At 62.7% G+C, this 22,126-nt stretch carries 23 protein-coding genes and 1 other RNA gene; 9 read left to right on the top strand and 15 right to left on the bottom strand.

Annotated features, from left to right (window positions below):
* Nucleotides 1-19: 19 nt before the first annotated feature.
* The 5 genes from ppx to PVZ78_RS19620 all read right to left on the bottom strand — a co-directional run bounded on the left by ppx (nucleotide 20) and on the right by PVZ78_RS19620 (nucleotide 4,597).
* Nucleotides 20-1,522: an exopolyphosphatase gene (gene ppx, locus PVZ78_RS19640; protein ID WP_009051421.1), complete on the bottom strand. Its 1,503-nt coding sequence runs from the start codon at nucleotides 1,520-1,522 to the stop codon at nucleotides 20-22.
* A gap of 231 nt (nucleotides 1,523-1,753) precedes the next feature.
* The gene (locus PVZ78_RS19635) at nucleotides 1,754-2,488 is read right to left on the bottom strand and encodes an amino acid ABC transporter ATP-binding protein (RefSeq protein ID WP_009051420.1); all 735 of its coding nucleotides are present in this window, start codon (nucleotides 2,486-2,488) and stop codon (nucleotides 1,754-1,756) included.
* Nucleotides 2,475-3,125, bottom strand: a complete 651-nt coding sequence (locus tag PVZ78_RS19630) for an amino acid ABC transporter permease (RefSeq protein ID WP_101283902.1) — start codon at nucleotides 3,123-3,125, stop codon at nucleotides 2,475-2,477. The genes PVZ78_RS19635 and PVZ78_RS19630 overlap by 14 nt, the downstream gene beginning before the upstream one ends.
* The gene (locus PVZ78_RS19625) at nucleotides 3,122-3,790 is read right to left on the bottom strand and encodes an amino acid ABC transporter permease (protein ID WP_007926722.1); all 669 of its coding nucleotides are present in this window, start codon (nucleotides 3,788-3,790) and stop codon (nucleotides 3,122-3,124) included. Before PVZ78_RS19625 ends, PVZ78_RS19630 begins: the two co-directional genes overlap by 4 nt.
* A gap of 21 nt (nucleotides 3,791-3,811) precedes the next feature.
* On the bottom strand, nucleotides 3,812-4,597 hold the full coding sequence (locus PVZ78_RS19620; protein WP_028683681.1) for a transporter substrate-binding domain-containing protein: 786 nt from the start codon (nucleotides 4,595-4,597) through the stop codon (nucleotides 3,812-3,814).
* 254 nt (nucleotides 4,598-4,851) lie between these two features.
* Between PVZ78_RS19620 and PVZ78_RS19615 the strand changes: the two genes are divergently transcribed.
* The 6 genes from PVZ78_RS19615 (at nucleotide 4,852) to PVZ78_RS19590 (ending at nucleotide 10,958) form a co-directional block, all read left to right on the top strand.
* A complete protein-coding gene (locus PVZ78_RS19615; protein WP_009051417.1) occupies nucleotides 4,852-5,550 on the top strand; it encodes a FadR/GntR family transcriptional regulator in 699 nt (232 codons plus the stop codon).
* Between the two features lie 126 nt (nucleotides 5,551-5,676).
* Complete coding sequence (gene trxA, locus PVZ78_RS19610; protein WP_003206727.1) at nucleotides 5,677-6,006, top strand: thioredoxin TrxA; 330 nt, start codon at nucleotides 5,677-5,679, stop codon at nucleotides 6,004-6,006.
* Between the two features lie 247 nt (nucleotides 6,007-6,253).
* Nucleotides 6,254-7,513, top strand: a complete 1,260-nt coding sequence (gene rho / locus PVZ78_RS19605; protein ID WP_007926725.1) for a transcription termination factor Rho — start codon at nucleotides 6,254-6,256, stop codon at nucleotides 7,511-7,513.
* Nucleotides 7,514-7,654: 141 nt separating this feature from the next.
* The gene (ubiD, locus tag PVZ78_RS19600; protein ID WP_273829099.1) at nucleotides 7,655-9,121 is read left to right on the top strand and encodes a 4-hydroxy-3-polyprenylbenzoate decarboxylase; all 1,467 of its coding nucleotides are present in this window, start codon (nucleotides 7,655-7,657) and stop codon (nucleotides 9,119-9,121) included.
* On the top strand, nucleotides 9,121-10,089 hold the full coding sequence (locus PVZ78_RS19595; RefSeq protein ID WP_053270162.1) for a CDP-6-deoxy-delta-3,4-glucoseen reductase: 969 nt from the start codon (nucleotides 9,121-9,123) through the stop codon (nucleotides 10,087-10,089). The genes ubiD and PVZ78_RS19595 overlap by 1 nt, the downstream gene beginning before the upstream one ends.
* Before the next feature lie 221 nt (nucleotides 10,090-10,310).
* Nucleotides 10,311-10,958: a gamma-glutamylcyclotransferase gene (locus PVZ78_RS19590; RefSeq protein WP_009051415.1), complete on the top strand. Its 648-nt coding sequence runs from the start codon at nucleotides 10,311-10,313 to the stop codon at nucleotides 10,956-10,958.
* Here the strand turns inward: PVZ78_RS19590 and glpT are convergent.
* On the bottom strand, nucleotides 10,955-12,304 hold the full coding sequence (glpT, locus tag PVZ78_RS19585) for a glycerol-3-phosphate transporter (protein WP_007926732.1): 1,350 nt from the start codon (nucleotides 12,302-12,304) through the stop codon (nucleotides 10,955-10,957). The genes PVZ78_RS19590 and glpT overlap by 4 nt on opposite strands.
* Before the next feature lie 251 nt (nucleotides 12,305-12,555).
* Nucleotides 12,556-13,533, bottom strand: coding sequence for an NADPH:quinone oxidoreductase family protein (locus PVZ78_RS19580; RefSeq protein ID WP_028683683.1), 978 nt, complete (start codon nucleotides 13,531-13,533; stop codon nucleotides 12,556-12,558).
* Between the two features lie 158 nt (nucleotides 13,534-13,691).
* Between PVZ78_RS19580 and PVZ78_RS19575 the strand changes: the two genes are divergently transcribed.
* On the top strand, nucleotides 13,692-14,099 hold the full coding sequence (locus tag PVZ78_RS19575; protein WP_009051412.1) for a flagellar basal body-associated protein FliL: 408 nt from the start codon (nucleotides 13,692-13,694) through the stop codon (nucleotides 14,097-14,099).
* Nucleotides 14,100-14,205: 106 nt separating this feature from the next.
* Here PVZ78_RS19575 and PVZ78_RS19570 read toward each other — a convergent pair whose 3' ends face one another.
* The 4 genes from PVZ78_RS19570 to PVZ78_RS19555 all read right to left on the bottom strand — a co-directional run bounded on the left by PVZ78_RS19570 (nucleotide 14,206) and on the right by PVZ78_RS19555 (nucleotide 19,587).
* Nucleotides 14,206-15,321 (bottom strand): ABC transporter permease, encoded by a 1,116-nt coding sequence (locus PVZ78_RS19570; RefSeq protein WP_124302247.1) that lies wholly within the window; start codon nucleotides 15,319-15,321, stop codon nucleotides 14,206-14,208.
* Nucleotides 15,321-18,041, bottom strand: a complete 2,721-nt coding sequence (gene rbbA, locus PVZ78_RS19565; RefSeq protein WP_273829098.1) for a ribosome-associated ATPase/putative transporter RbbA — start codon at nucleotides 18,039-18,041, stop codon at nucleotides 15,321-15,323. Before rbbA ends, PVZ78_RS19570 begins: the two co-directional genes overlap by 1 nt.
* Entirely contained in the window at nucleotides 18,038-19,003 is a 966-nt protein-coding gene (locus PVZ78_RS19560; RefSeq protein WP_009051409.1) for an HlyD family secretion protein, read from the bottom strand. The genes rbbA and PVZ78_RS19560 overlap by 4 nt, the downstream gene beginning before the upstream one ends.
* 134 nt (nucleotides 19,004-19,137) lie before the next feature.
* Nucleotides 19,138-19,587, bottom strand: a complete 450-nt coding sequence (locus PVZ78_RS19555; protein ID WP_009051408.1) for an EVE domain-containing protein — start codon at nucleotides 19,585-19,587, stop codon at nucleotides 19,138-19,140.
* 195 nt (nucleotides 19,588-19,782) lie between these two features.
* Here PVZ78_RS19555 and PVZ78_RS19550 point away from each other — a divergent pair, with 195 nt between their 5' ends.
* Nucleotides 19,783-19,929, top strand: coding sequence for a hypothetical protein (locus PVZ78_RS19550; protein ID WP_007926740.1), 147 nt, complete (start codon nucleotides 19,783-19,785; stop codon nucleotides 19,927-19,929).
* A gap of 34 nt (nucleotides 19,930-19,963) precedes the next feature.
* On the opposite strand, the gene PVZ78_RS19545 is transcribed toward PVZ78_RS19550, so the two are convergent.
* The 4 genes from PVZ78_RS19545 to PVZ78_RS19530 all read right to left on the bottom strand — a co-directional run bounded on the left by PVZ78_RS19545 (nucleotide 19,964) and on the right by PVZ78_RS19530 (nucleotide 21,423).
* Complete coding sequence (locus PVZ78_RS19545) at nucleotides 19,964-20,569, bottom strand: 5-formyltetrahydrofolate cyclo-ligase (protein ID WP_273829097.1); 606 nt, start codon at nucleotides 20,567-20,569, stop codon at nucleotides 19,964-19,966.
* A 121-nt stretch (nucleotides 20,570-20,690) separates the two neighbouring features.
* A non-coding RNA gene (gene ssrS / locus PVZ78_RS19540) (6S RNA) lies at nucleotides 20,691-20,869 on the bottom strand.
* A gap of 24 nt (nucleotides 20,870-20,893) precedes the next feature.
* The gene (locus tag PVZ78_RS19535) at nucleotides 20,894-21,217 is read right to left on the bottom strand and encodes a cell division protein ZapA (RefSeq protein WP_007926742.1); all 324 of its coding nucleotides are present in this window, start codon (nucleotides 21,215-21,217) and stop codon (nucleotides 20,894-20,896) included.
* Nucleotides 21,214-21,423, bottom strand: coding sequence for a TIGR02449 family protein (locus PVZ78_RS19530; RefSeq protein WP_007911197.1), 210 nt, complete (start codon nucleotides 21,421-21,423; stop codon nucleotides 21,214-21,216). The genes PVZ78_RS19535 and PVZ78_RS19530 overlap by 4 nt, the downstream gene beginning before the upstream one ends.
* A gap of 140 nt (nucleotides 21,424-21,563) precedes the next feature.
* On the opposite strand from PVZ78_RS19530, the gene PVZ78_RS19525 reads away from it, so the two are divergent.
* Nucleotides 21,564-22,121 (top strand): YecA/YgfB family protein, encoded by a 558-nt coding sequence (locus tag PVZ78_RS19525; RefSeq protein WP_009051406.1) that lies wholly within the window; start codon nucleotides 21,564-21,566, stop codon nucleotides 22,119-22,121.
* The last annotated feature ends 5 nt before the right edge of the window (nucleotides 22,122-22,126 follow it).

Raw genomic sequence — 22,126 nt, 5'->3', positions numbered from 1 at the left:
GCCGGCTCCTACGCAGAGATCAGTGCACGTTGAGGGTGATGCCGACCCGGGTCAGCCATTCCGCTTCCAGGGCGAAGTCGGCCTGGGTCAGCTGGTTCTCGTCCAGCCAGTTTGCCGGGAACATCACCTCCAGGCTGTCGCCGGCGGCGTGCAGCTTTACCTGGGGCATTTCCTGGGTGCCGCGGATGTGGTGGAACAGGATGGCGAAACGCAGCAGCACGCACAGGCGAATCAGCTTGCTGCCTTCCTCGCCGAATTCGGCGAACTTGTCCTTGGGAATGTTGCGGCGGTGACCGCGTACCAGTAGCGCGAGCATTTGCTGGTCTTCGCGGGAGAAGCCGGCAAGGTCCGAGTGCTCGATCAGGTAGGCGCCATGCTTGTGGTAATGGTAGTGGGCGATGTCCAGGCCCACTTCATGGACCTTGGCGGCCCAGCCCAACAGTTCGCGCCAGACGCCGTCCTCCAGGTCCCAGTCCTCGGCCACCTGGTCGAAGGCGTGGAGCGCCTTGCGCTCGACCCGGGCAGCCTGTTCCAGGTCGACGTGATAACGCTCCATCAGCGAGCCAAGGGTGCGCTCGCGCACGTCTTCGTGGTGATGGCGGCCCAGCAGGTCGTAGAGCACGCCTTCGCGCAGGGCGCCTTCGCAATGGTCCATGCGCTGCAGTTCGAGGGCGTCGAAGATGGCTTCGAGAATCGCCAGGCCGGCCGGGAAGATCGCCCGGCGATCCGGCTTGATGCCTTCGAAGTCGATTTTCTCTACGTCGCCCAGCTTGAACAGCCGGCGCTTGAGCCAGGCCAGGCCTTCGGCGTTGACTTCACCGCTGCCGTGGCCGCCGGCCTTGAGCGCCAGGCCGATGGCGCGGATGGTGCCCGAGGAGCCGATGGCTTCATCCCAGGTCAGGCGATGCAGGGCGTGTTCGATGCTCATGATTTCCAGGCGCGCCGCGGTGTAGGCCTGGGCGTAGCGCGCCGGGGTGATCTTGCCGTCGCGGAAATAGCGCTGGGTGAAGCTGACGCAGCCCATCTGCAGGCTTTCGCGCAGCAGCGGCTCGAAGCGCTGGCCGATGATGAATTCGGTACTGCCGCCGCCGATGTCGGCGACCAGGCGTTTGCCCGGGGTGTCGGCGAGGGTATGGGACACGCCCAGGTAGATGAGGCGGGCTTCTTCACGACCGGAGATGACTTCCACCGGGTGGCCGAGGATCTCCTCGGCGCGGCGGATGAATTCGCCGCGGTTGCGGGCTTCGCGCAGGGCGTTGGTGCCGACGATGCGCACCGCGCCCAAGGGCATGCCGTTGATCAGTTGGGCGAAGCGCTTCAGGCAATCGAGCCCGCGCTGCATGGATTCTTCGTTGAGTTGACGGTCTTCGTCGATCCCGGCGGCCAACTGCACCTTTTCACCGAGCCGCTCGAGAATGCGGATTTCATTATGGTGAGCCTTGGCCACGACCATGTGAAAGCTGTTGGAGCCCAGGTCGATGGCGGCGATCAGGGACAGATTCTTGGCTTGGGTTTGCGGCATGGTTTGGGGGTCTCGGTCGATAACCTTGCCATCCTGCCACGATCAATCGCTCGCGCCAACGCGCAGTGTCCAATGCGTTGATTCAACGCATGAATCCTTGCGCCACAGCTCCTGTAGCTCCTGTAGCCGCTGCCGCAGGCTGCGACCGACTGCGCAGCAGGCGCTGTTCTTGAAGGCCCAGGAAGGCCCTGCGGGCCTTATCTCAGCCTGCGGCAGCGGCTCCAGTCAGCATCAAGCGCTTTCGTTGGTCCCGATGAAGTTCGCCAGCTCCGGCGTCTGCGGGTTGGCGAACAGCACTTTCGGGTCGCCCACTTCATGCACCTTGCCCTGGTGCATGAACACCAGCTTGTCGCCCACTTCCCGGGCAAAACGCATCTCGTGGGTCACCATGATCAGGGTCATGCCGTCCTTGGCCAGCTGGCGCACCACGCTCAGGACTTCGTTGACCAGTTCCGGGTCGAGGGCCGAGGTGATCTCGTCGCACAGCAGCACCTTAGGCGACATGGCCAGGGCCCGGGCAATCGCCACCCGCTGCTGCTGGCCGCCGGACAGGCGGTCGGGGAAAGCGTCGAACTTCTCCTCCAGGCCGACCCGTTTCAGCATCTCGCGCGCCAGTTCGGCGGCCTTGGCCTTGGGCACCTTTTGCACCACTTGCGGCGCGAGCATGACGTTCTCGCCGACGGTCAGGTGTGGGAACAGGTTGAACTGCTGGAACACCATGCCGACCTTCTGCCGCAGGCTGCGCAGGTCGGCGCGGGCGGCGTCGAGGTATTCGCCGTCGACTTCGATGACCCCGTCGTTGATCGACTCCAGGCCGTTGAGGGTGCGCAGCAAAGTGCTCTTGCCCGAGCCGCTGCGGCCGATGATCGCCACCACCTGGCCTTCCTCGATACTGAGGTCGATGCCCTTGAGCACATGATGGTCGCCGTAATATTTATGCAGGGCGGAAATTCTAAGCAGAGGCATGCAGTCTCCTTTCCAGGTAGCGCGCACTGAGGGACAGGGGGTAGCACAGCAAGAAGTAACCGAGCGCCACCAGGCCGTAGACCATGAAGGGCTCGAAGGTGGCGTTGGCGAGCATGCCACCGGTCTTGGTCAGCTCGGTGAAGCCGATGATCGAGGTCACCGCGGTGCCTTTGACCACCTGCACCGAAAAGCCCACGGTGGGCGCCACGGCGATCCGCAGAGCTTGTGGCAGGATCACATGGCGCAGCTGTTCATAAGGGTTGAGCGCCAGGCTGGAGGAGGCTTCCCACTGGCCGTTGGGGATCGAGTCGACGCAGCCGCGCCAGATCTCCGCCAGGTAGGCGCTGGTGAACAGCGTCAGGGCGATGGCCGCCGCCAGCCAGGGCGAGATATCCACACCCAGCAGGGCGATGCCGAAGAACACCAGGAACAGCTGCATCAACAGCGGCGTGCCCTGGAACAGCTCGATATACAGGCGGGCGAAATGGCTGGGGAAAGCCTTCTTGGAAATGCGCAGGGTCATGATCAGCAAGCCGATCAACCCGCCGCCGATAAAGGCCACCAGCGACAGCAGCAGGGTCCATTGCAGGCCGGTCAGCAGGTTGCGCACGATGTCCCAGAAGCTGAAATCACTCATTGGCTGCTCCTCGCGATATAGCGGCGCCCGACCCAGTTCAGCAGCTGCCGGATCAGCAGGGCCATGCACAGGTAGATCAGCGTGGTCAGGGCGTAGGTTTCAAAGGCGCGGAAGTTGCGCGACTGAATGAAGTTGGCGGCGAAGCTCAGCTCCTCGGTAGCGATCTGCGAACACACCGCCGAACCGAGCATGACGATGATGATCTGGCTGCTCAGGGCCGGCCACACCTTGCCCAGCGCCGGCAGCAACACCACGTGGCGGAAGGCTTCCAGGCGGGTCATGGCCAGGGCCGCCGCGGCTTCCAGCTGGCCGCGGGGGATGGCCTGGATGCCGGCGCGGATGATTTCCGTGGAGTACGCGCCCAGGTTGATCACCATTGCCAGCACTGCCGCCTGCCACTCGGAAATCTGCAGCCCCAGGGACGGCAGGCCAAAGAAGATGAAGAACAGCTGCACCAGGAACGGGGTGTTGCGGATCAGCTCGACGTAGACGCCGAAGAGGGCCGAGAAGGGCTGGATCTTCCAGGCCCGCACCACCGCGCCGACGATGCCCAGGCCGACCCCGAGCAGCGCGCCGATGGCGGTCAGCTCAAGGGTGAACAGGGCGCCGCGCAGCAGCAGGCCGGTGTTTTCCAGCACCGGTAGAAAGTCGAACTGATAAGCCATGGATAACCTCCGCGACCGCGATCAGAGGCCAGCCGGCAACGGCTGCTTGAGCCACAGCTGGGCGTTCTTTTCCAGGCTGCCGTCGGCCTTGGCGGTGGTGAGGATCTGGTTGACCTTGTCCAGCAGCTCCGGCTGGTTCTTGTTCACGCCGACATAGACCGGGGAATCCTTGAGCTTGACCTTCATCGCCGGGATGCGTTTCGGGTTGCGCTCGCTGATGGCGACCATCACCACGTTGCCGCTGGCGATCAGGTCGACCTGGCCGGCCAGGTAGGCGGCGATGGTCGAGTTGTTGTCCTCGAAGCGCTTGATGGTCACGCCTTGCGGGGCCACGGCGGTCAGCTCGATGTCTTCGATGGCGCCACGGGTGACGCTGATGGTCTTGCCCTTGAGGTCGTCGAGGGTGGCGATTGGCGCCTCGGGTGGGCCGAATACCGCCAGGTAGAAGGGTGCGTAGGCCTGGGAGAAGTCGATGACCTTCTCGCGCTCCGGATTCTTGCCGAGGCTGGAGATCACCAGGTCGACCTTGCCGGTGGTCAGGAACGGAATGCGGTTGGTGCTGTTGACCGGCGTCAGTTCGAGCTTGACCTTGAGCTGGTCGGCCAGCAGTTTCGCGGTGTCGATATCCAGGCCGCGGGGTTTCATGTCCGGACCGACCGAGCCGAACGGCGGGAAATCCTGGGGCACGGCCACCTTGAGGGTGCCACGGGCGACGACATCGTCCAGGCCGTTGGCGTGGGCGGGCATCTGACTCAGCATCAGACTGGCAAACAGGGCAGAGAGCAGGGCGCTGAAACGCTTGGTCATGGCAAATCTCCGGATTCACGGGAAGTGATTTCTGCGCAGCGACACAGCACAGGCCGTGCCAAGCGCCGGTAAAAGCCCTGGAGTGCTGGGTTTTGCTGGTTTTGTTCGGTCTTACTGGTCTGAACAGTTGTTGGCGTTTCTGCCCCCTTATCGAGCGTCCGGCGATGCGCCCGAACCCCCTTGGGGCACGACTTGCCGGGCTCGGCGAATAGCTTTACAACTAGCTTTTTCCTGGACCGGCCAGCCTGAATTTTATGAACTCGATCTCCCGCGCCGTACCCGAGGTGGCGCTGCAAGCCATCCGCCAATTGATCAACGAGCGCGGCTTCGGCCCGGGCGATGCGCTGCCGTCGCAGCGCGATCTGGCCGTGCAATTGGGGGTCAGCCGGGCCTCGTTGCGCGAGGCGCTGTCGTCCTTGAGCGCCTTGGGCGTGATCAGCGTGCAGCCCGGCAAGGGCGTGTTCGTGCAGGCCGCGGAGTCGCCGGTCAATGGCGTGGGGCTGAGCTGGCCGTTCGCGGCCCAGGCCTCGCCGACGGATATCTTTCAGCTGCGTTATGCCCTGGAAGGCTTCGCCGCGGGGCTGGCGGCCGTGACCCTGACCGCCGACGAGCTGGATGCGCTGCAGGACAATGTCGAGGCCATGCGCAACGAGCTGCGGGCGGCGGATTTCGAGGCGGCGGCGCGGCTGGACTTCGAGTTTCACCAGAAGATCCTGCAGGCCAGCGGCAATCAGGCAATGGTGAGTATTCTCAGTACCAGCGCCGAGATCTTCCTGGAGAGCCAGAAACTACCGTTCATCCGGCCCGAGCGGGCCATGGAAACCTGGCAAGAGCACCGCAAGATCCTGCGCGGGCTGGCCCGGCATGCCTCTGGAGCGGCGCAGAAGGCCATGCAGGAGCATGTGCGCGGCGCGGCGTTGCGCACCGGAATCGCCTTTGTCACCCCCGCATAGTTTCCAGTTGAGCTATACCCAAATTCATCGGGCACCATAGCGAGAGTCAATCAACTCCGGCTTCCTGAACGCGGGAAGGGCGGCTATGATGGGCCACGTTTTTTTGCTTACAACCTGGAGACTTCCATGAGCAGCGATCTTATCAAACACGTTAGCGACGCTAGCTTCGAGGCTGACGTACTCAAGGCCGAAGGCGCTGTACTGGTCGACTACTGGGCTGAGTGGTGCGGCCCATGCAAAATGATCGCTCCGGTCCTGGACGAAATCGCTGAAACCTACAAAGGCAAGCTGACCGTTGCCAAGCTGAACATCGACGAAAACCAGGAAACCCCGGCCAAGCATGGCGTGCGTGGTATCCCGACGCTGATGCTGTTCAAGAACGGCAACGTCGAAGCCACCAAGGTCGGCGCACTGTCCAAGTCGCAACTGGCTGCTTTCCTCGACGCCAACATCTAAGCGTCGTTGTAAATCGCATCAAAAAAGCCCCGTAAATAGCGGGGCTTTTTCATTATTCAGGGCTAGACGCTCAGAAACTCAGGTGTTACATTCGGCCCCGCACTGGTTTCTCCTCTGCCCCCTGCAAGCCGTCGCCGACGCTCTCCTTTTCGAATAAGTACGCGATCCTGTCGCCTTCTCCGCGGCGCGGCATCATTAAGCCAAAAGCTTAATTTCCCCCCTCCATAAATGATTACGTCATTCCTATATGAATCTGACTGAACTCAAGCAAAAGCCGATTACCGAACTGCTCGAATTGGCCGAACAGATGGGCATAGAAAATATGGCCCGTTCGCGCAAGCAGGACGTGATTTTCTCCCTGCTGAAAAAGCACGCTAAAAGCGGCGAGGAAATCTCCGGTGATGGCGTGCTGGAGATCCTCCAGGACGGCTTCGGCTTTCTTCGCTCCTCCGACGCCTCCTATCTGGCCGGCCCAGACGATATCTACGTCTCCCCGAGCCAGATCCGTCGTTTCAACTTGCGCACCGGTGACACCATCGTTGGCAAGATCCGCCCTCCAAAGGAAGGCGAGCGTTACTTCGCACTGCTGAAGGTCGACACGATCAACTACGATCGTCCCGAGAACGCGAAGAACAAGATCCTGTTCGAAAACCTGACGCCGCTGTTCCCGACCGTGCGCATGAAGATGGAAGCCGGCAACGGTTCCACCGAAGACCTGACCGGTCGTGTCATCGACCTGTGCGCCCCGATCGGTAAAGGCCAGCGTGGTCTGATCGTTGCTCCGCCGAAAGCGGGCAAGACCATCATGCTGCAGAACATCGCGTCGAACATCACCCGCAACAACCCAGAAGTTCATCTGATCGTGCTGCTGATCGACGAACGTCCGGAAGAAGTGACCGAGATGCAGCGCACCGTGCGCGGCGAAGTGGTCGCCTCCACCTTCGACGAACCGCCAACCCGCCACGTGCAGGTTGCCGAGATGGTGATCGAGAAGGCCAAGCGCCTGGTCGAACACAAGAAGGACGTGGTGATCCTGCTCGACTCCATCACCCGCCTGGCCCGTGCCTACAACACCGTGATCCCGAGCTCCGGCAAGGTGCTGACCGGTGGTGTCGATGCCCACGCCCTGGAAAAACCGAAGCGTTTCTTCGGCGCCGCGCGGAACATCGAAGAAGGCGGCTCGCTGACCATCATCGCCACCGCGCTGGTTGAAACCGGCTCGAAGATGGACGAAGTGATCTACGAAGAGTTCAAGGGCACCGGCAACATGGAGCTGCCTCTGGACCGCAAGATCGCCGAGAAGCGTGTATTCCCGGCCATCAACATCAACCGTTCCGGCACGCGCCGCGAAGAGTTGCTGACCGCCGACGACGAGCTGCAGCGCATGTGGATCCTGCGCAAGCTGCTGCATCCGATGGATGAAGTCGCCGCCATCGAGTTCCTGGTCGACAAGCTGAAACAGACCAAGACCAACGATGAGTTCTTCCTGTCGATGAAACGCAAGTAAGTCGAGCAGGACCGCAAAAAGCCGGGGAAACCCGGCTTTTTGCTATCTGATTATTGATGAACGGCAGTTCACTGTTCTGAACAGTCGGGTTCGGCGCTAAACTGCCAGCCCCGAACGCCACGGCCAAAACGAGGCTCACGCATGCAGTATCGCGACTTGCGCGACTTTATCAGCGGTCTGGAACAGCGCGGCGAACTCAAGCGCATCCAGGTTCCGGTGTCCCCAGTGCTGGAAATGACCGAGGTCTGCGATCGCACCTTGCGTGCCAAAGGTCCGGCCCTGCTGTTTGAAAAGCCCACCGGCTACGACATTCCGGTGCTGGGCAACCTGTTCGGCACCCCGGAGCGCGTGGCGCTGGGCATGGGCGCCGAAGCGGTCAGCGAACTGCGGGAAATCGGCAAGCTGCTGGCCTTCCTCAAGGAGCCCGAGCCGCCCAAGGGGCTGAAGGATGCCTGGTCCAAGCTGCCGATCTTTCGCAAGATCATTTCCATGGCGCCGAAAGTCGTCAAGGACGCGATCTGCCAGGAAGTGGTCATCGAAGGCGATGACGTCGACCTGGCGATGCTGCCGGTGCAGACCTGTTGGCCGGGCGATGTCGGCCCGCTGATCACCTGGGGCCTGACCGTCACCAAGGGCCCGAACAAGGACCGGCAGAACCTCGGGATCTATCGCCAGCAGGTGATCGGTCGCAACAAGGTGATCATGCGCTGGTTGAGCCACCGTGGCGGCGCGCTGGATTACCGCGAATGGTGTGAGAAGCACCCGGGCCAGCCGTTCCCGGTATCCGTGGCCCTGGGAGCCGACCCGGCGACCATCCTCGGCGCCGTGACGCCGGTGCCGGACAGCCTCTCCGAATACGCTTTCGCCGGCCTGCTGCGGGGCAACCGCACCGAGCTGGTGAAATGCCGTGGCAACGACCTGCAAGTGCCGGCCATCGCGGAAATCATCCTGGAAGGGGTGATTCATCCGGGCGAGATGGCCGATGAAGGCCCGTATGGCGACCACACCGGCTACTACAACGAAGTCGACAGCTTCCCGGTGTTCACCGTCGAGCGCATCACCCACCGGATCAAGCCGATCTACCACAGCACCTACACCGGTCGTCCGCCGGATGAGCCGGCGATTCTCGGCGTGGCGCTGAACGAAGTATTCGTGCCTATCCTGCAGAAGCAGTTCCCGGAAATCACCGACTTCTACCTGCCGCCCGAAGGCTGCTCGTACCGCATGGCGGTGGTGACCATGAAGAAGCAGTACCCCGGCCACGCCAAGCGGGTAATGCTCGGTGTCTGGTCGTTTTTGCGACAGTTCATGTACACCAAGTTCGTTATCGTCACTGACGACGATATCAACGCGCGCGACTGGAACGACGTGATCTGGGCCATCACCACGCGCATGGACCCCAAGCGCGACACGGTGATGATCGATAACACGCCGATCGACTACCTCGATTTCGCCTCGCCGGTTTCCGGCCTGGGTTCGAAGATGGGGCTCGATGCCACGCATAAGTGGCCCGGTGAAACCACTCGCGAGTGGGGCCGGGTGATCGTCAAGGATGAGGCGGTGACTCGCCGGATCGATGCCATCTGGAATCAGTTAGGAATAGATTGATGCGTGTAACCTTGCAGCCCTCCGGAGCGGTGCTTGAGACGCTGCCCGGCGAGCGGATTCTCGATGCGGCGCGGCGCCTGGGCTATGAATGCCCGCAAAGCTGCCGCAATGGCAACTGTCATGTGTGCTGTGCCTTGCTGGTGGAGGGCAGGGTCCTGCAGGCCGGCGATGTGCGCGACCACGGCGAGTTCTACACTTGCATTGCAGAGCCGCTGGAAGACTGCATCGTGCTGTGGGATGGCGTCCTTGCGCTGGGAGAGCTGCCGGTGCGCAGTCTGTCGTGTCAGGTCACCGAGTGTCTGGAGGTCGGCGGCGATGTCTGGCGGGTCCGCCTGCGGGCGCCGGCCGGCAAGCCACCGCGTTATCACGCCGGCCAGTACCTGATGCTCGAACGGGAGAATGGCGAGAAATCGGCGTTCTCCCTGGCCTCGGCGCCGCACGCCGGGCGCGAGCTGGAGCTGCACGTACTGGTGCGCGAAAGCAGTGCACAAAGCCTGATCGAACAGCTGCAGCGCAATGGCAATGTGCGCATCGAGTTGCCGTTTGGCGATACCCACCTGGCCGAGCTGCCAGACGGACCGCTGGTGCTGATCGCCGCCGGCACCGGCATGGCGCAGATGCACAGCCTGATCGAGCATTGCCGGGCCAAGGGCTTCAAATACCCGGTGCACCTGTATTGGGGTGTGCGCCGGCCGGACGACTTCTACCAGATCGAACACTGGGACGAATGGAAGAAGCTGCCCAACCTGTTCCTGCACAAGGTGGTCAGCGACCTCTGTGGCTGGGAAGGGCGCTGCGGCATGCTGCACGAGGCGGTGAGCGAGGACATTGCCGACCTGTCGGCGGTGCATGTCTACGCCAGCGGCTCGCCAGCGATGATCTACGCGACCCTGGACGCGCTGGTCGAAGCGGGCATGGATGCGCACCAGATGCGCGCCGATGTATTTGCCTACGCCCCTCGGTCCTGAGTTCTCGGGACTGTCCCTCGTTATAACTTCCTATATAGCCCATCGGTATTTATTTAATTAGGTAAATACCGGTAGGTTATATGCCACGCATTATTGAAAGTTAAAACTCTTCGATGGCACTTAACTTGCCTTGAAACACTTGAAACATATGTGTCTTGGAGTTACAGCCGTGCGTTCTATTAAGTAATTCATTATACGCGGGGAGCCGAACGCTATTCGCCATGACAGCCATTGAATCCAGTTTTTTGAATCTGGCTTACCCTCCGCGGCTCGACCTGGGGCCGCAGCTCACCCACGAACAGCTCCTCAGCTCGATGCAGTCCACCATGGCACGCCACAAGGGCGGGCCGGTCTGGTTGTTTGCCTACGGTTCGCTGATCTGGCGCCCCGAATGTTCGGCGGTCGAGCGCATGCGCGGGCGGGTGCATGGCTACCATCGCGGTTTATACCTGTGGTCCCATGAACACCGTGGCACGCCGGAGAAGCCGGGGCTGGTCTTTGGCCTGGATCGTGGCGGTTCCTGCAGCGGCTTCGCCTACCGCTTGCCGGAAGAACAGCTGGAAACCTCGCTGTATGCGCTGTGGCAGCGCGAGATGCCGTACCCGTCCTATCGCCCGCACTGGCTCAACTGCCGTCTCGAAGACGGTAGCCGGGTTCAGGCCCTGGGGTTCGTTCTGGAGCGACACCTGCCCAGCTATGCCGGCAACCTGCCGGACCATGTGCTGAGCCAGGTATTTGAAAGCGCCTGCGGGCGCTACGGCACCACTCGCGATTATGTCGAGCAGACCGTGCACGCCCTGCGTAGCCACGCCATGCCAGACCGTAATCTGGAGGCGCGGCTCAAGCGCTGTAAGTCAGCAACCCACTAGGCAATGGCTTCGCGGCTCTGGCTGGCGACCTGTTTGTGCCACAGGGTCGGGGCCAGGAAGGCCATCGACAGCAGGCAGGCGCCTACCAGCAGGACAAAACCGCCGTCCCAGCCGAAGTGGTCCACGGTGTAGCCCATCGCCGCGCTGGCCGCGACCGAGCCACCCAGGTAGCCGAACAGCCCGGTAAAGCCCGCGGCGGTGCCGGCGGCTTTCTTCGGCGCCAGTTCCAGGGCCTGCAGGCCGATCAGCATCACCGGGCCGTAGATCAGGAAGCCGATGGAGAACAGCGCGATCATGTCGATGGTCGGGTTGCCGGCCGGGTTCAGCCAGTACACCAGGGTCGCCACGGTCACCAGCGCCATGAACACCATGCCGGTCAGGCCACGGTTGCCACGGAAGATCTTGTCCGACATCCAGCCGCATAGCAGGGTGCCCGGAATCCCCGCCCACTCGTAGAAGAAGTACGCCCATGAGGTTTTATCCACGGTGAAGTGCTTGGCTTCCTTGAGGTAGGTCGGCGCCCAGTCCAGTACACCGTAGCGCAGCAGGTAGACGAAGACGTTGGCCATGGCGATGTACCAGAGCATTTTGTTGCGCAGCACGTATTTGACGAAGATTTCCTTGGCGCTGAATTCTTCTTCGTGGCTGGCGTCGTAGCCTTCCGGGTAGTCGTTCTTGTATTTCTCGATTGGCGGCAGGCCGACCGATTGCGGGGTGTCGCGCATGGTGACGAAGGCGAACAGCGCCACCATCAAGGCCACGGCGGCCGGGACGTAGAACGCCGCGTGCCAGTCGTTGAACCAGCCCATGCCGAGCAGGAACAGCGGGCCGATCAGGCCGCCGCCGACGTTGTGCGCAACGTTCCATACCGAAACCACGCCGCCGCGTTCCTTCTGCGACCACCAGTGCACCATGGTCCGCCCGCTTGGCGGCCAGCCCATGCCCTGGGCCCAACCGTTGATGAACAGCAGGATGAACATCATGGTCACGCTGGATGTGGCCCAGGGTGCGAAACCGAAAATGAACATCACCCCGGCCGACACCAGCAGGCCGAAGGGCAGGAAGTAGCGCGGGTTGGAGCGGTCGGACACCAGGCCCATGAGGAACTTGGACAGGCCGTAGGCGATGGCGATCGCCGACATGGCCAGGCCCAGCTGACCGCGGGTGTAACCCTCTTCGATCAGGTACGGCATGGCCAGGGAGAAGTTCTTGCGCAGCAGGTAGTAGCCGGCGTAGCCGATGAAGATCCCGGCGAAGATCTGCCAGCGCAGGCGGCGGTAGGTGCTGTCTATTTTTTCGTCAGGCAGGGGCGCCTGGTGTGCGGCAGGTCGAAAGAAAGCAAACATTCAAGAGCTCCAAATTTCTTGTTTTGACTGCGGATGCGAATGTTACAGTTTCGTTACCGAAAATAGCACTGCATCTTATCTGGGAGCACGCAACACAGGAGCATTTGCATGTTCTTTTACGAACATGTCGCTTAAAGACAAGTAGGGGGCGTTTCTGGTGCCGGCGGCTGCGGCGGGTGGGAGAAGAGCTTGCTCACGATAAACAGGTTCATCCGGTTATCGCGAGCAGGCTCCGGTAGAGCGCAGGGGCTTCAGCGAACCTGGACCACCACCTTGCCCACCGCCTTGCGCTGGCCAAGATCGTTGATGGCGCTGGCGGCGTTGCTCAGCGGATAGACCTGCGAGACCAGCGGTTTCAACTTGCCTTCTGCGAACCAGCCGAACAACTGCTGGAAGTTCGCCGCGTTGTCCTGGGGCTGGCGCTGGGCGAACGAACCCCAGAACACACCCACCACCGCGGCGCCCTTGAGCAGCGCCAGGTTGACCGGCAGCTCGGGAATGCGTCCGCTGGCAAAACCCACCACCAGCAGCCGGCCGTTCCAGGCGATGGAGCGGATGGCCTGGTCGAACAGGTCGCCGCCGACCGGGTCGTAGATCACGTCGGCGCCCTGGCCGTCGGTCAGGCGCTTGACCTCGTCCTTCAGGCTGGTTTCGCTGTAGTTGATCAACTCATCGGCGCCGGCGGCCTTGGCCACCGCGAGTTTCTCGGCGCTGCTGGCGGCGGCGATGACCCGGGCGCCCATGGCCTTGCCGATTTCCACCGCCGCCAGGCCGACACCGCCGGAAGCGCCGAGCACCAGCAGGGTTTCACCCGGTTGCAGGTTGCCGCGCTGCTTGAGGGCATGCATCGAGGTGCCGTAGGTCATGCTGAAGGCGGCAGCGGTATTGAAGTCCATCGACGCTGGAATCGGCAGGACGTTGTAGCCCGGCACCGCCACTTCCTCGGCGAAGCTGCCCCAGCCGGTCAGCGCCATGACCCGGTCGCCGACCTTGAGGTGGCTCACCTTCTCCCCTACAGCGCCGACCACTCCCGCGGCCTCGCCACCGGGCGAGAACGGGAAGGGCGGCTTGAACTGGTATTTGCCCTCGATGATCAGCGTGTCCGGGAAGTTCACCCCGGCTGCGTGCACCTGCAGCAGGATTTCGTTCTTCTTCGGTACAGGACTCGCGACGTCTTCCAGCACCAGCGTTTCGGCGGGGCCGAAGGCTTTGCACAGCACGGCTTTCATCAGGGCTATTCCTTTGGGAGTGATGGCCGATAAGTGTAGGTGGGTGAATAACGCGGTCAACGAGCATGCCCCGGCCTGATAACCAGCCATAAGCTTTGTGCTTGGGCTCAGGCAGAGGGGCCTTTATGCTAGACCGCCTACCGGATAAGGAGCGAATTGTGAAAGCGTGGATCATGTTGATGCTGGCCCTGTCTCTGCCCATGGCAGCCATGGCCGAGGAAGCTAAAGAGGGCGAAGCACCGAAAGTCAGTTACATCAGCCTGAACCCGCCGTTCGTGGGTAACTACGGCCTGGATGGCGGCCCCAAGCTCAAGGTCTACAAGGCTGACGTCGCCCTGCGGGTGACCGGCGATGCCGCCGCCCAGGCGGTGAGGGCCAACGAGCCGTTGATCCGCAACCAGCTGGTGGCGCTGTTCGCCCAGCAGACCACGGAAACCATGAACAACGTCGAAGCCAAGGAAAAGCTGCGCCAGGAAGCCCTGAAGCAGACCCAGCAGGTGATGAACGACGAAACCGGCAAGCCGGTGGTGGAAGACCTGCTGTTCAACAACCTGATCATCCAGTAACGCTGGATCCGTAGGAGCGAGGCTTGCCCGCGATAGCGATATCGCGGACCCCGCCAAATTCCAGCCTGACGGCTGATCGCGAGCAAGCTTCGCTCCTACCAGTCGCTCAGGACGCCAGGCTCCTGCGAAACCTCGCCAGGGCAATGCCAAAGAACAGCAGGCCGATCACCGCCAGGGCCAGCAGGTCTGGCCAGACCACCCTGATGCCGGCATCGCGAAACAGGATCGCGGCGCTGAGGCTGACGAAGTGCGTCGACGGCGAGCCCTGCATCACCCATTGCAGCCACTGAGGCATGCTGTCCAACGGGGTGCTGCCGCCCGACAGCAGCAACATCGGGATGATCACCGGAATCGCCAGCAAGCCGAATTGCGGGGTCGAACGCGCCAGCGTGGCGAGAAAGATCCCCAGCGCGGTGCTGGCGAACAGGTAAAGCGCGGTCACCGCGAGGAACAGCCCCAGCGAACCGGCCAGCGGTACGCCCAGCACGCCTTTGACAATCACCTCCAGTGACACCCAGGTGCAGAGCACCACCACCAGCATGTTGCTCCAGATCTTCGCCAGCATGATTTCCAGGGCGGTCAGCGGCAGCACCAGCAGATGGTCTAGGGTGCCGTGCTCGCGCTCGCGCAGCAGCGCCGTACCGGTCAGGATAATGGCCAGGATGGTGATGTTGTTGACGATCTGGATCACCGCCAGAAACCAGCCGCCCTGCAGATTGGTGTTGAACAGCGCGCGACTGGTCAGTTGGGCCGGCATCCTGCTCGCCGGGTCGGCCTGGCTGTAGTTCAACAGTTCACGCTGGAAAATCCGCCCGATATAACCGGCGCCCATGAAGGCCTGGCTCATGGCGGTGGCGTCGACATTCACTTGCACGCTGGGTTGGCGCCCGGCCAGCAGGTCGTTCTGGAAGTTGGCCGGCACATTGATGACGAAGGTGAACTGGCCGCTGTCCATGACCTGGTCCAACTGGTCGTAGGGCAACGGCTCCGGGTTCTGGAATTCCGGGGGTTGCAGGGCCTCGGCCAGCTGGCGCGAGAGATGGCTGTGGTCTTCGTCCACCAGCGCGACGCTGGCGTTGTGCACGCCGATCACCGACCCGGCCGCGGGCATGTAGATGGCCACGGTGAAGGCGTACAGCAGGAATAGCAGCAACACGCTGTCATGTCGCAGGCTGGTGAGCTCCTTGAGGCCCAGGCGCAGGATGTGGTTGAACCGGTGCATCAAGCCTCCTGCTTTTTCAGCATCGCCAGGCTCAGCCCGGTGAACCCGAGGAAGAACCCGAACAGCGCCAGACACTGTGGCCACAGCTGGCGCAGGTCCAGGGCCTTGGTGAAGGTGCCGACGGCAATGTCGAGGAAGTAACCGGCGGGGAACAGTTGCCCCATCAGCGCCGCGGCGCCGTCCAGCGACGAGCGCGGCACGATCAGCCCGGAAAACTGGATGGTCGGCAGGCTGGTGATGATCATGGTGCCGAGGATCGCCGCGATCTGGGTGCGGGTGAAGGCGGAAATCAACAGGCCCAGGCTGGTGGTGGCCAGCACATAGAGCAGGCCGCCGAAGGCCAGGGTCAGGCCACTGCCCTTGAAGGGTACGCCGAACAGCCAGCGGTTCATGGCCACCAGCAGCGCCAGGTTGATCAGGCTCAGGCCCAGGTAAGGCGCCTGCTTGCCCAGGAGAAACTCCAGGCGCTTGAGCGGCGTGGCGTAGAAGTTGGTGATCGAGCCCAGCTCCTTCTCGCGCACGATGCCCAGCGCCGTGAGCATCGCCGGGATGAACGCCAGGATCAGCGCCATCACCCCGGGGCCGATGGCATTCACGCTGACCACGTCCTGGTTGTAGCGAAAGCGCGTTTCCAGGCGGGCCGCGGGCGGTCGCCCCAGGGCCGGGCTGCTGTGTTCGGCGAGCAATTCGATATTGGCCTGATGCACCGCCTCGACATAGTTGCGACTGGTCTCGGCGCGAAATGGCATGCCGCCGTCGAGCCAGGCGGCCACCGCGGGCTGGCGCCCGGCGTACAGGTCGCGGCCGAAGCCGGGAGGAATCTCCAGGGCCAGCTTGATCTCCGAGCGTTGCAGGCGCCGGTGCAGCTCGGCGGCGTCACGGATCGGCTTCTGCTCCTTGAAGTAGCGGGAGCTGCGGAAGGCTTCCAGGTAGGCGCGGCTTTGCGGCGTCTGGTCCTGGTCGTAGACGGCGAAGGCGAGGTTTTCCACGTCCAGGGAAATGCCGTAGCCAAAGATCACCATCATGAACAGCGCCCCGAGCAAGGCGAAGCTCAGGCGTACCCGGTCGCGCATCAGCTCCTTGCCTTCGCGGGTGGCCACGGCGATCAGGCGCGACAGGCTGAAGCGCCGACCGTCACTGTGCATGGCGCTGGCGACCTCGGGCTGTTCCGTGGCTGGGGGCGGTGGTTCCGACGTGCCCTGGGCGTCTTCCAGGCAGCGGACAAAAGCGGCTTCCAGGGTTTCGCCGGCGAACTGTTGCTGCAGGGCGGCCGGCGTATCGCAAGCCAGCACCTGGCCGGCGTGCATCAGCGAGATGCGGTCGCAGCGCTGGGCTTCGTTCATGAAGTGGGTGGACAGAAAGATCGTCACCCCCTGCTCCCGCGACAGCTCGATCAACAGGCGCCAGAAGTCATCGCGGGCCGCCGGGTCGACGCCCGAGGTCGGCTCGTCGAGGATCAACACTTCCGGACGGTGCAGCACCGCCACCGCCAGGGACAGGCGCTGGCGCAAGCCCAGGGGCAGGGCGCCGGAGGGTTGTTCGGCAATCTCCTGGAGGGCGAAACGGCGGATCAGGTCTTCGATCCGCGGGCCGCTCTCGGCCTTGTGCAGGTCGAACAGCCGGGCGTGCAGCACCAGGTTCTGGCGCACGCTGAGTTCGCCGTACAGCGAAAAGCTCTGGGACATGAAGCCCACGCGCTTGCGGGTGGCCAGGTCCTTGGCGTCCACCGGGTTGCCCAGCAGTTTGGCGCTGCCCTCGGTGGCCGGCATCAGCCCGGTCAGGACCTTCATGGTGGTGGTCTTGCCGCAGCCGTTGGAACCGAGGAAGCCGAAAATCTCGCCCCGGCCAATGGCAAAGCTGACCTTGTTCACGGCGGTGAAGTCGCCGAAACGCAAGGTCAGCTCATGGGCCTCGATGGCGATTTGCTGGTTGTCTGTGGTTCTTGGCGGGATCACCAGCGGCTGGTTGTCATGCCCGCTGTCGCCCTGAAAGTGGGTGAAGGCATCGTCGAGCTTGCCACTGGGCGTGACGATGGCCAGTTCCCGGCTCAAGCCCTGGGCAATCAGCCGGCCGCGGTCGAGCATCAGGCAGTGCTCGAACTGTTCGGCTTCCTCCATATAGGCGGTGGCCACCAGCAGCGTCAGTTGCGGGCGCTGGCGGCGAACCTCGTCCACCAGTTCCCAGAAGCGCCGCCGCGACAGCGGGTCGACACCGGTGGTGGGCTCGTCAAGGATCAGCAGGTCCGGCTCATGGATCAGCGCGCAGCACAGCCCGAGCTTCTGCTTCATCCCACCGGACAGCTTGCCCGCGGGCCGTTCGGCGAAGCGCAGCAGGTCGGTGGCCAGCAACAGGTTGTGCATGCGCTGTTCGCATTCGCTTTTCGACAGGCCGAACAGGGTGGCGAAGAAGCGGATGTTTTCTTGGATCGACAGCTCGGGATACAGGTTGCCGCCCAGGCCCTGGGGCATGAAGGCGATCCGTGCGTACAGGCTGTTGCGATGGCGACGTTGCTCGATGGAGCCGCCGAGCACTTGCAGTTGGCCCTGCTGCAGCTTCTTCACCCCAGCGATCAAGCCCAGCAGGCTCGACTTGCCGGCGCCATCCGGGCCGATCAGCCCGCAGCGGGTGCCGGCGGGCAGGCTGAAGGTGAGGTCGGCCAGGGCCTGTTGCGAGCCATAACGGTGATTGATGCCGGTGGCCTGCAGCGCCAGCTCGTTCATTGCAGATTGGCCGGCCAGTCCACGGTCGCGGTGCGCACGTAGCCGGCGCCGGGCATGCCCGGCTTGGCCTGCGGAACGGCGCTGGGTTCGGTCAGCCGCAGCTTGACGCGGAACACCAGTTTTTGGCGCTCATCGCGGGTTTCCACTTCCTTGGGGGTGAACTGGGACTTGGCCGCGACAAAGCTGATTTTCGCCGGCAGCGGTTGATCGGGCAGGGCGTCGAGCAGGATCCGCGCCTCGCTGCCGACGGCCAGGCGGCCGGTCACCGAAGCGGACAGGTAGAGGTTCATGTACTGGTCGCTCGGGTCGATCAGCAGCAACACCCGGCCGCCGGCGCCCAGCACCTCGCCCGGTTCGGCCAGGCGCAGCTGGATGATGCCGTCGATGGGCGCGCGCAGGCTGCTGTCGTCGATCTCGCTGGTCAGTTGGGCGACCAGCGCCTTGGCCGAGCCAATGGCAGCGCGCACCGCGGCGACCTGGGCCTGGGCTGCCTGGACGGCGGCGTTGCCAGTGTTCAGGCGCGCCTGCTGCTGGTCGATGATCTGCTGGCTGGCGAAACCACGCTTGAACAGTTCCCGGGAGCGCTTGAGTTCCTGGTTGGCCAGCAGCAGTTCGCTCTGGCGCAGCTGCACGTTGGCTTCGGCCGCCGCGAGGTTTTCCCGGGTGCGCACCACATCGGCCTCGGCCTGGGCGCGCTGGGCTTCCAGGGTGCGGGTGTCCATGCGGGCCAGCAGTTGGTCCTTGGATACTTTGTCGCCTTCGTCGACCAGCACTTCGGCCAGGCGTCCGGGCGTCTTGCTGGCGATCTGCACTTCGGTGGCTTCAAGCCGGCCGTTGCCCATGCTCAGGCCTTCGGGCAGGCGGTCCAGGGTGGATTTCCAATAACCAAAACCGCCCGCGATCAGCAGCAATGCCAGCAAGGCGAAGGCAAAAAGACGGGAGGAGCGGTGATTCGTCGGCATTGGGTGTATCCCTGCGGCTATAGCATTCTAGTCTGGCGGCTCAAGCCGTTAGGCGACTTGATGTCCGTCAAATGAACGGGCAAGCCTAGTACGTTGTGCGCGGGATGCCTGCCTGAGTAGCGCTGGCGGCCTGTTCAGCGCAACGCGAGTACTGCCGCCCACTGTTCGGCGGTCACCGGCATCACGGACAGCCGGCTGCCTTTCTGCACCAGGGGCAGCTCGGCGAGGGCGCTTTGCTGCTTCAGATAATCCAGGCGCAGCACCTTGGGGAAGGTTTCGACATGGGCGACGTCGACGGCGCTCCAGGCGTTTTTCTCGGCGCTGGCCTTGGGATCGAAGTGTGGGTTTTCCGGTTCCAGGGCGGTCGGATCCGGGTAGGCGGCCTCGATGATCTGGCCGATCCCGGCAATGCCCGGCTCGGGGCAGCTGGAGTGATAAAAGAAGAACTGGTCACCCAGCGCCATGTTGCGCAGGAAGTTTCGCGCCTGGTAGTTGCGCACGCCGTCCCAGCGCGCCTGTTTCTTGAGTGCCAGGCCCTCGATCGAGAGTTCTTCCGGTTCGGATTTCATCAGCCAATAGGCCATTTTCTTTGCTCTCCAGAGGGACGTGGGCAAGTTGTCGGGCAATTTTATGACAAACCGACAGTCGGTTGACGTCAGCATTTGCGTGTCGGTTCACGTTATCGCAGAATGCCGGGATTTTAAGCTTGACGCTGCTGCACGGCCTGTTATGGAAACCGTTGCTGTCATCGTGTGTGATTTGCCTGAGGGGGGCAATCGATGCAACGCAAACCGGATTTACTATGGATTTTGGTTATTTTGTTCGGTTTGGGCGTGGTGACAACCGGTTATGCGCAGAGCTTGTGGGCCAACAAGACCGACGCTCCGGTCGAACTCGCGCAACAGCAGCAGCCTTACAAACGTTGATCCCTTCCAGGGCGCCGCTCTCTTGTGGTGGCGCCTATTTCGCGAAATACCATTTCTTGTCCGTCACCGTTCCTTGCAGCGGTACATCCCAGCTCGCCTGATCCAGTTTCGCGACTTTCTGACATTCATGGGCCAGCCCCAGCAGCGTCGGCTTGCGCCAGCTTTTGCGCCATGCCAGATAGGCCAGGCTGCGATCATAGAAACCACCGCCCATTCCCAGGCGTCCACCCGCCTCATCGAAGCCGACCAGCGGCAACAGCACCAGGTCCAGCGCCCAGACCTTGCGTTGCCGGGCCAGGCTTCTCCGTGGCTCGGGAATGCGGAAGCGGTTGGGGCGCAGTTTTTCCCCGGGGCGAACGCGCTGAAACACCATCTTGGTCTGGGGCCAGGCGCTGAGCACCGGCAGATAGGTCGCCTTGCCCCGGCGTTGCGCGGCCAGCAGCAGCGGGCGCGGATCGATTTCACCGTCCATGGGCAGGTAAAGGGAGATGTGCCTGGCGCGGCGGAACAGCGGATGCTGCGCCAGTTGCCGATACAGCCCACGAGAGGCCTGGCGTTGTTCGCTGGCGGTGAGGGCGCGGCGGGCTTTGCGCAGTATGCGTCGAAGTTGCGGGCGGGAAAGCGGCGCCGGTTCGGTCATGGTCGCTCGGGTCCGGGTGGGGTACGGCAGGACAGCGTATCAAATAACCCTGAACTGAAAAAAAACGGAGCCGAAAAAAACAATGCCAGCTATTTGCATAGCTGGCATTGGTATTGAATTCAGGCTCCCCGGATGAACCGCTGTCGACTTAGCCCTTGAACCCGAAAGTTCAAGGCGGAAGATGCAGTAGGCGTTAAGGCTTTCCGTCTAGCGGACATGCACACCGGCCCAACGTGCAACTTCCAGGGTAGTGCGAATCGGCTCAGGGACATCGCCAACTGGCAAGCACCCCAGGGAGTGGTGGGGATTATACCGCAACCACCCTCAGGAATCAGCCTTGGTTGTATCGGTGTCGGTGGCAAGCACCAGATCCACGCGCTCGAGCAGATCGCGCACCTGTTCGCGGGTCGAACCGCTGGCTTGCACGTCAGGGCGGTCCTGCTTGTGCAGCAGATCGTGGGTAATGTTGAGGGCGGCCATCACGGCGATACGATCGGCGCCAATGACTTTGCCGCTGCTGCGGATCTCACGCATCTTGCCATCCAGGTACCGGGCGGCGCTCACCAGATTGCTACGTTCTTCCTGGGGGCAGATGATCGAATACTCTTTGTCGAGGATCTGCACGGTAACGCTATTGCTTGAACTCATGAGTCTTGCTCCAGGGCCTTGAGGCGCGAAATCATCGATTCGACCTTACGCCGGGCGATTTCGTTTTTTTCAATGAGGTGCGCGCGTTCCTCGCGCCAAGTCTTTTCCTGAGCTAATAAGAGTGCGTTTTGACTCTTTAGTTGCTCGACCCGGCCAATTAGCAGTTCGAGTCTAGCCATCAGCGCTTGCAGATCGGTGTCTTCCATTGGATCCCACTGGATTTGTCTGATGAGTGGCAACTGCCCGGGCAAACGAGTTGACGGCCTCGATGGTCTTGGCGCGTCTGCCGATGCTAGGATACAAGGCCTCCATTCTAGACATTGCGCCGCTTGGCGCCTAGCTACCCATGCCCATTCAGAATTCCCCGTACAACGCCTTCGCCACCCTGCTCAGCAGCAGCGGTCACCCTGTCTCGCCTGCCGAATTGCATGGCCTGTTGCTGGGTCGCAGCTGCGCCGGCGCCGGCTTCGAGGTCGACGGCTGGCTGATCGACGCCGCCGAACTGCTCGAAGGCGAGCCGCAGGACAATGTTCGCAACGCCTTGATCGGCCTGCAGGAAATGGTCAAGGGCGAGCTGACCAGCGACGACATGACCGTCGTTCTGCTGCTGCCCACCGACGACGCTCCGCTGGCCGAGCGCGCCGCGGCCCTGGGTCAATGGTGCCAGGGTTTCCTCACCGGCTTTGGCCTGAACTCCCGTGACAGCAGCGCCCTGAGCGCCGAGGCCACGGAAGTGTTGCAGGACCTTGCGGCGATCGCCCAGGTCCAGGACGCACTGGAAGAGTCCGACGACGGCGAAAGCGACTACATGGAAGTGATGGAATACCTGCGGGTCGCCCCGCTGCTGCTGTTTACCGAGACCAACAAGACGGTTGAACCGGCCGCCAAGCCTTCTCTGCACTGATCGTT

The sequence above is a fragment of the Pseudomonas sp. SBT1-2 genome (assembly GCF_028640875.1).
Lineage (GTDB): Bacteria > Pseudomonadota > Gammaproteobacteria > Pseudomonadales > Pseudomonadaceae > Aquipseudomonas > Aquipseudomonas chlororaphis_I.
Note: the sequence above shows the minus strand (reverse complement) of the source record. Positions and strands in the feature narration are given on the sequence as shown.

Bases quoted from the DNA above. Each gene is read 5' to 3' on its own strand.
- PVZ78_RS19535 (WP_007926742.1), bottom strand. From the start codon at position 21,217: ATGAGTTCAAGCAATAGCGTTACCGTGCAGATCCTCGACAAAGAGTAT.
- PVZ78_RS19590 (WP_009051415.1), top strand. From the start codon at position 10,311: ATGACAGCCATTGAATCCAGTTTTTTGAATCTGGCTTACCCTCCGCGG.
- PVZ78_RS19580 (WP_028683683.1), bottom strand. From the start codon at position 13,533: ATGAAAGCCGTGCTGTGCAAAGCCTTCGGCCCCGCCGAAACGCTGGTG.
- PVZ78_RS19530 (WP_007911197.1), bottom strand. From the start codon at position 21,423: ATGGAAGACACCGATCTGCAAGCGCTGATGGCTAGACTCGAACTGCTA.
- PVZ78_RS19630 (WP_101283902.1), bottom strand. From the start codon at position 3,125: ATGAGTGATTTCAGCTTCTGGGACATCGTGCGCAACCTGCTGACCGGC.
- ppx (WP_009051421.1), bottom strand. From the start codon at position 1,522: ATGCCGCAAACCCAAGCCAAGAATCTGTCCCTGATCGCCGCCATCGAC.
- PVZ78_RS19570 (WP_124302247.1), bottom strand. From the start codon at position 15,321: ATGCACCGGTTCAACCACATCCTGCGCCTGGGCCTCAAGGAGCTCACC.
- PVZ78_RS19615 (WP_009051417.1), top strand. From the start codon at position 4,852: ATGAACTCGATCTCCCGCGCCGTACCCGAGGTGGCGCTGCAAGCCATC.
- PVZ78_RS19545 (WP_273829097.1), bottom strand. From the start codon at position 20,569: ATGACCGAACCGGCGCCGCTTTCCCGCCCGCAACTTCGACGCATACTG.
- trxA (WP_003206727.1), top strand. From the start codon at position 5,677: ATGAGCAGCGATCTTATCAAACACGTTAGCGACGCTAGCTTCGAGGCT.
- PVZ78_RS19555 (WP_009051408.1), bottom strand. From the start codon at position 19,587: ATGGCCTATTGGCTGATGAAATCCGAACCGGAAGAACTCTCGATCGAG.
- ubiD (WP_273829099.1), top strand. From the start codon at position 7,655: ATGCAGTATCGCGACTTGCGCGACTTTATCAGCGGTCTGGAACAGCGC.
- rbbA (WP_273829098.1), bottom strand. From the start codon at position 18,041: ATGAACGAGCTGGCGCTGCAGGCCACCGGCATCAATCACCGTTATGGC.
- glpT (WP_007926732.1), bottom strand. From the start codon at position 12,304: ATGTTTGCTTTCTTTCGACCTGCCGCACACCAGGCGCCCCTGCCTGAC.
- rho (WP_007926725.1), top strand. From the start codon at position 6,254: ATGAATCTGACTGAACTCAAGCAAAAGCCGATTACCGAACTGCTCGAA.
- PVZ78_RS19525 (WP_009051406.1), top strand. From the start codon at position 21,564: ATGCCCATTCAGAATTCCCCGTACAACGCCTTCGCCACCCTGCTCAGC.
- PVZ78_RS19635 (WP_009051420.1), bottom strand. From the start codon at position 2,488: ATGCCTCTGCTTAGAATTTCCGCCCTGCATAAATATTACGGCGACCAT.
- PVZ78_RS19625 (WP_007926722.1), bottom strand. From the start codon at position 3,790: ATGGCTTATCAGTTCGACTTTCTACCGGTGCTGGAAAACACCGGCCTG.
- PVZ78_RS19550 (WP_007926740.1), top strand. From the start codon at position 19,783: ATGCAACGCAAACCGGATTTACTATGGATTTTGGTTATTTTGTTCGGT.
- PVZ78_RS19620 (WP_028683681.1), bottom strand. From the start codon at position 4,597: ATGACCAAGCGTTTCAGCGCCCTGCTCTCTGCCCTGTTTGCCAGTCTG.
- PVZ78_RS19595 (WP_053270162.1), top strand. From the start codon at position 9,121: ATGCGTGTAACCTTGCAGCCCTCCGGAGCGGTGCTTGAGACGCTGCCC.
- PVZ78_RS19560 (WP_009051409.1), bottom strand. From the start codon at position 19,003: ATGCCGACGAATCACCGCTCCTCCCGTCTTTTTGCCTTCGCCTTGCTG.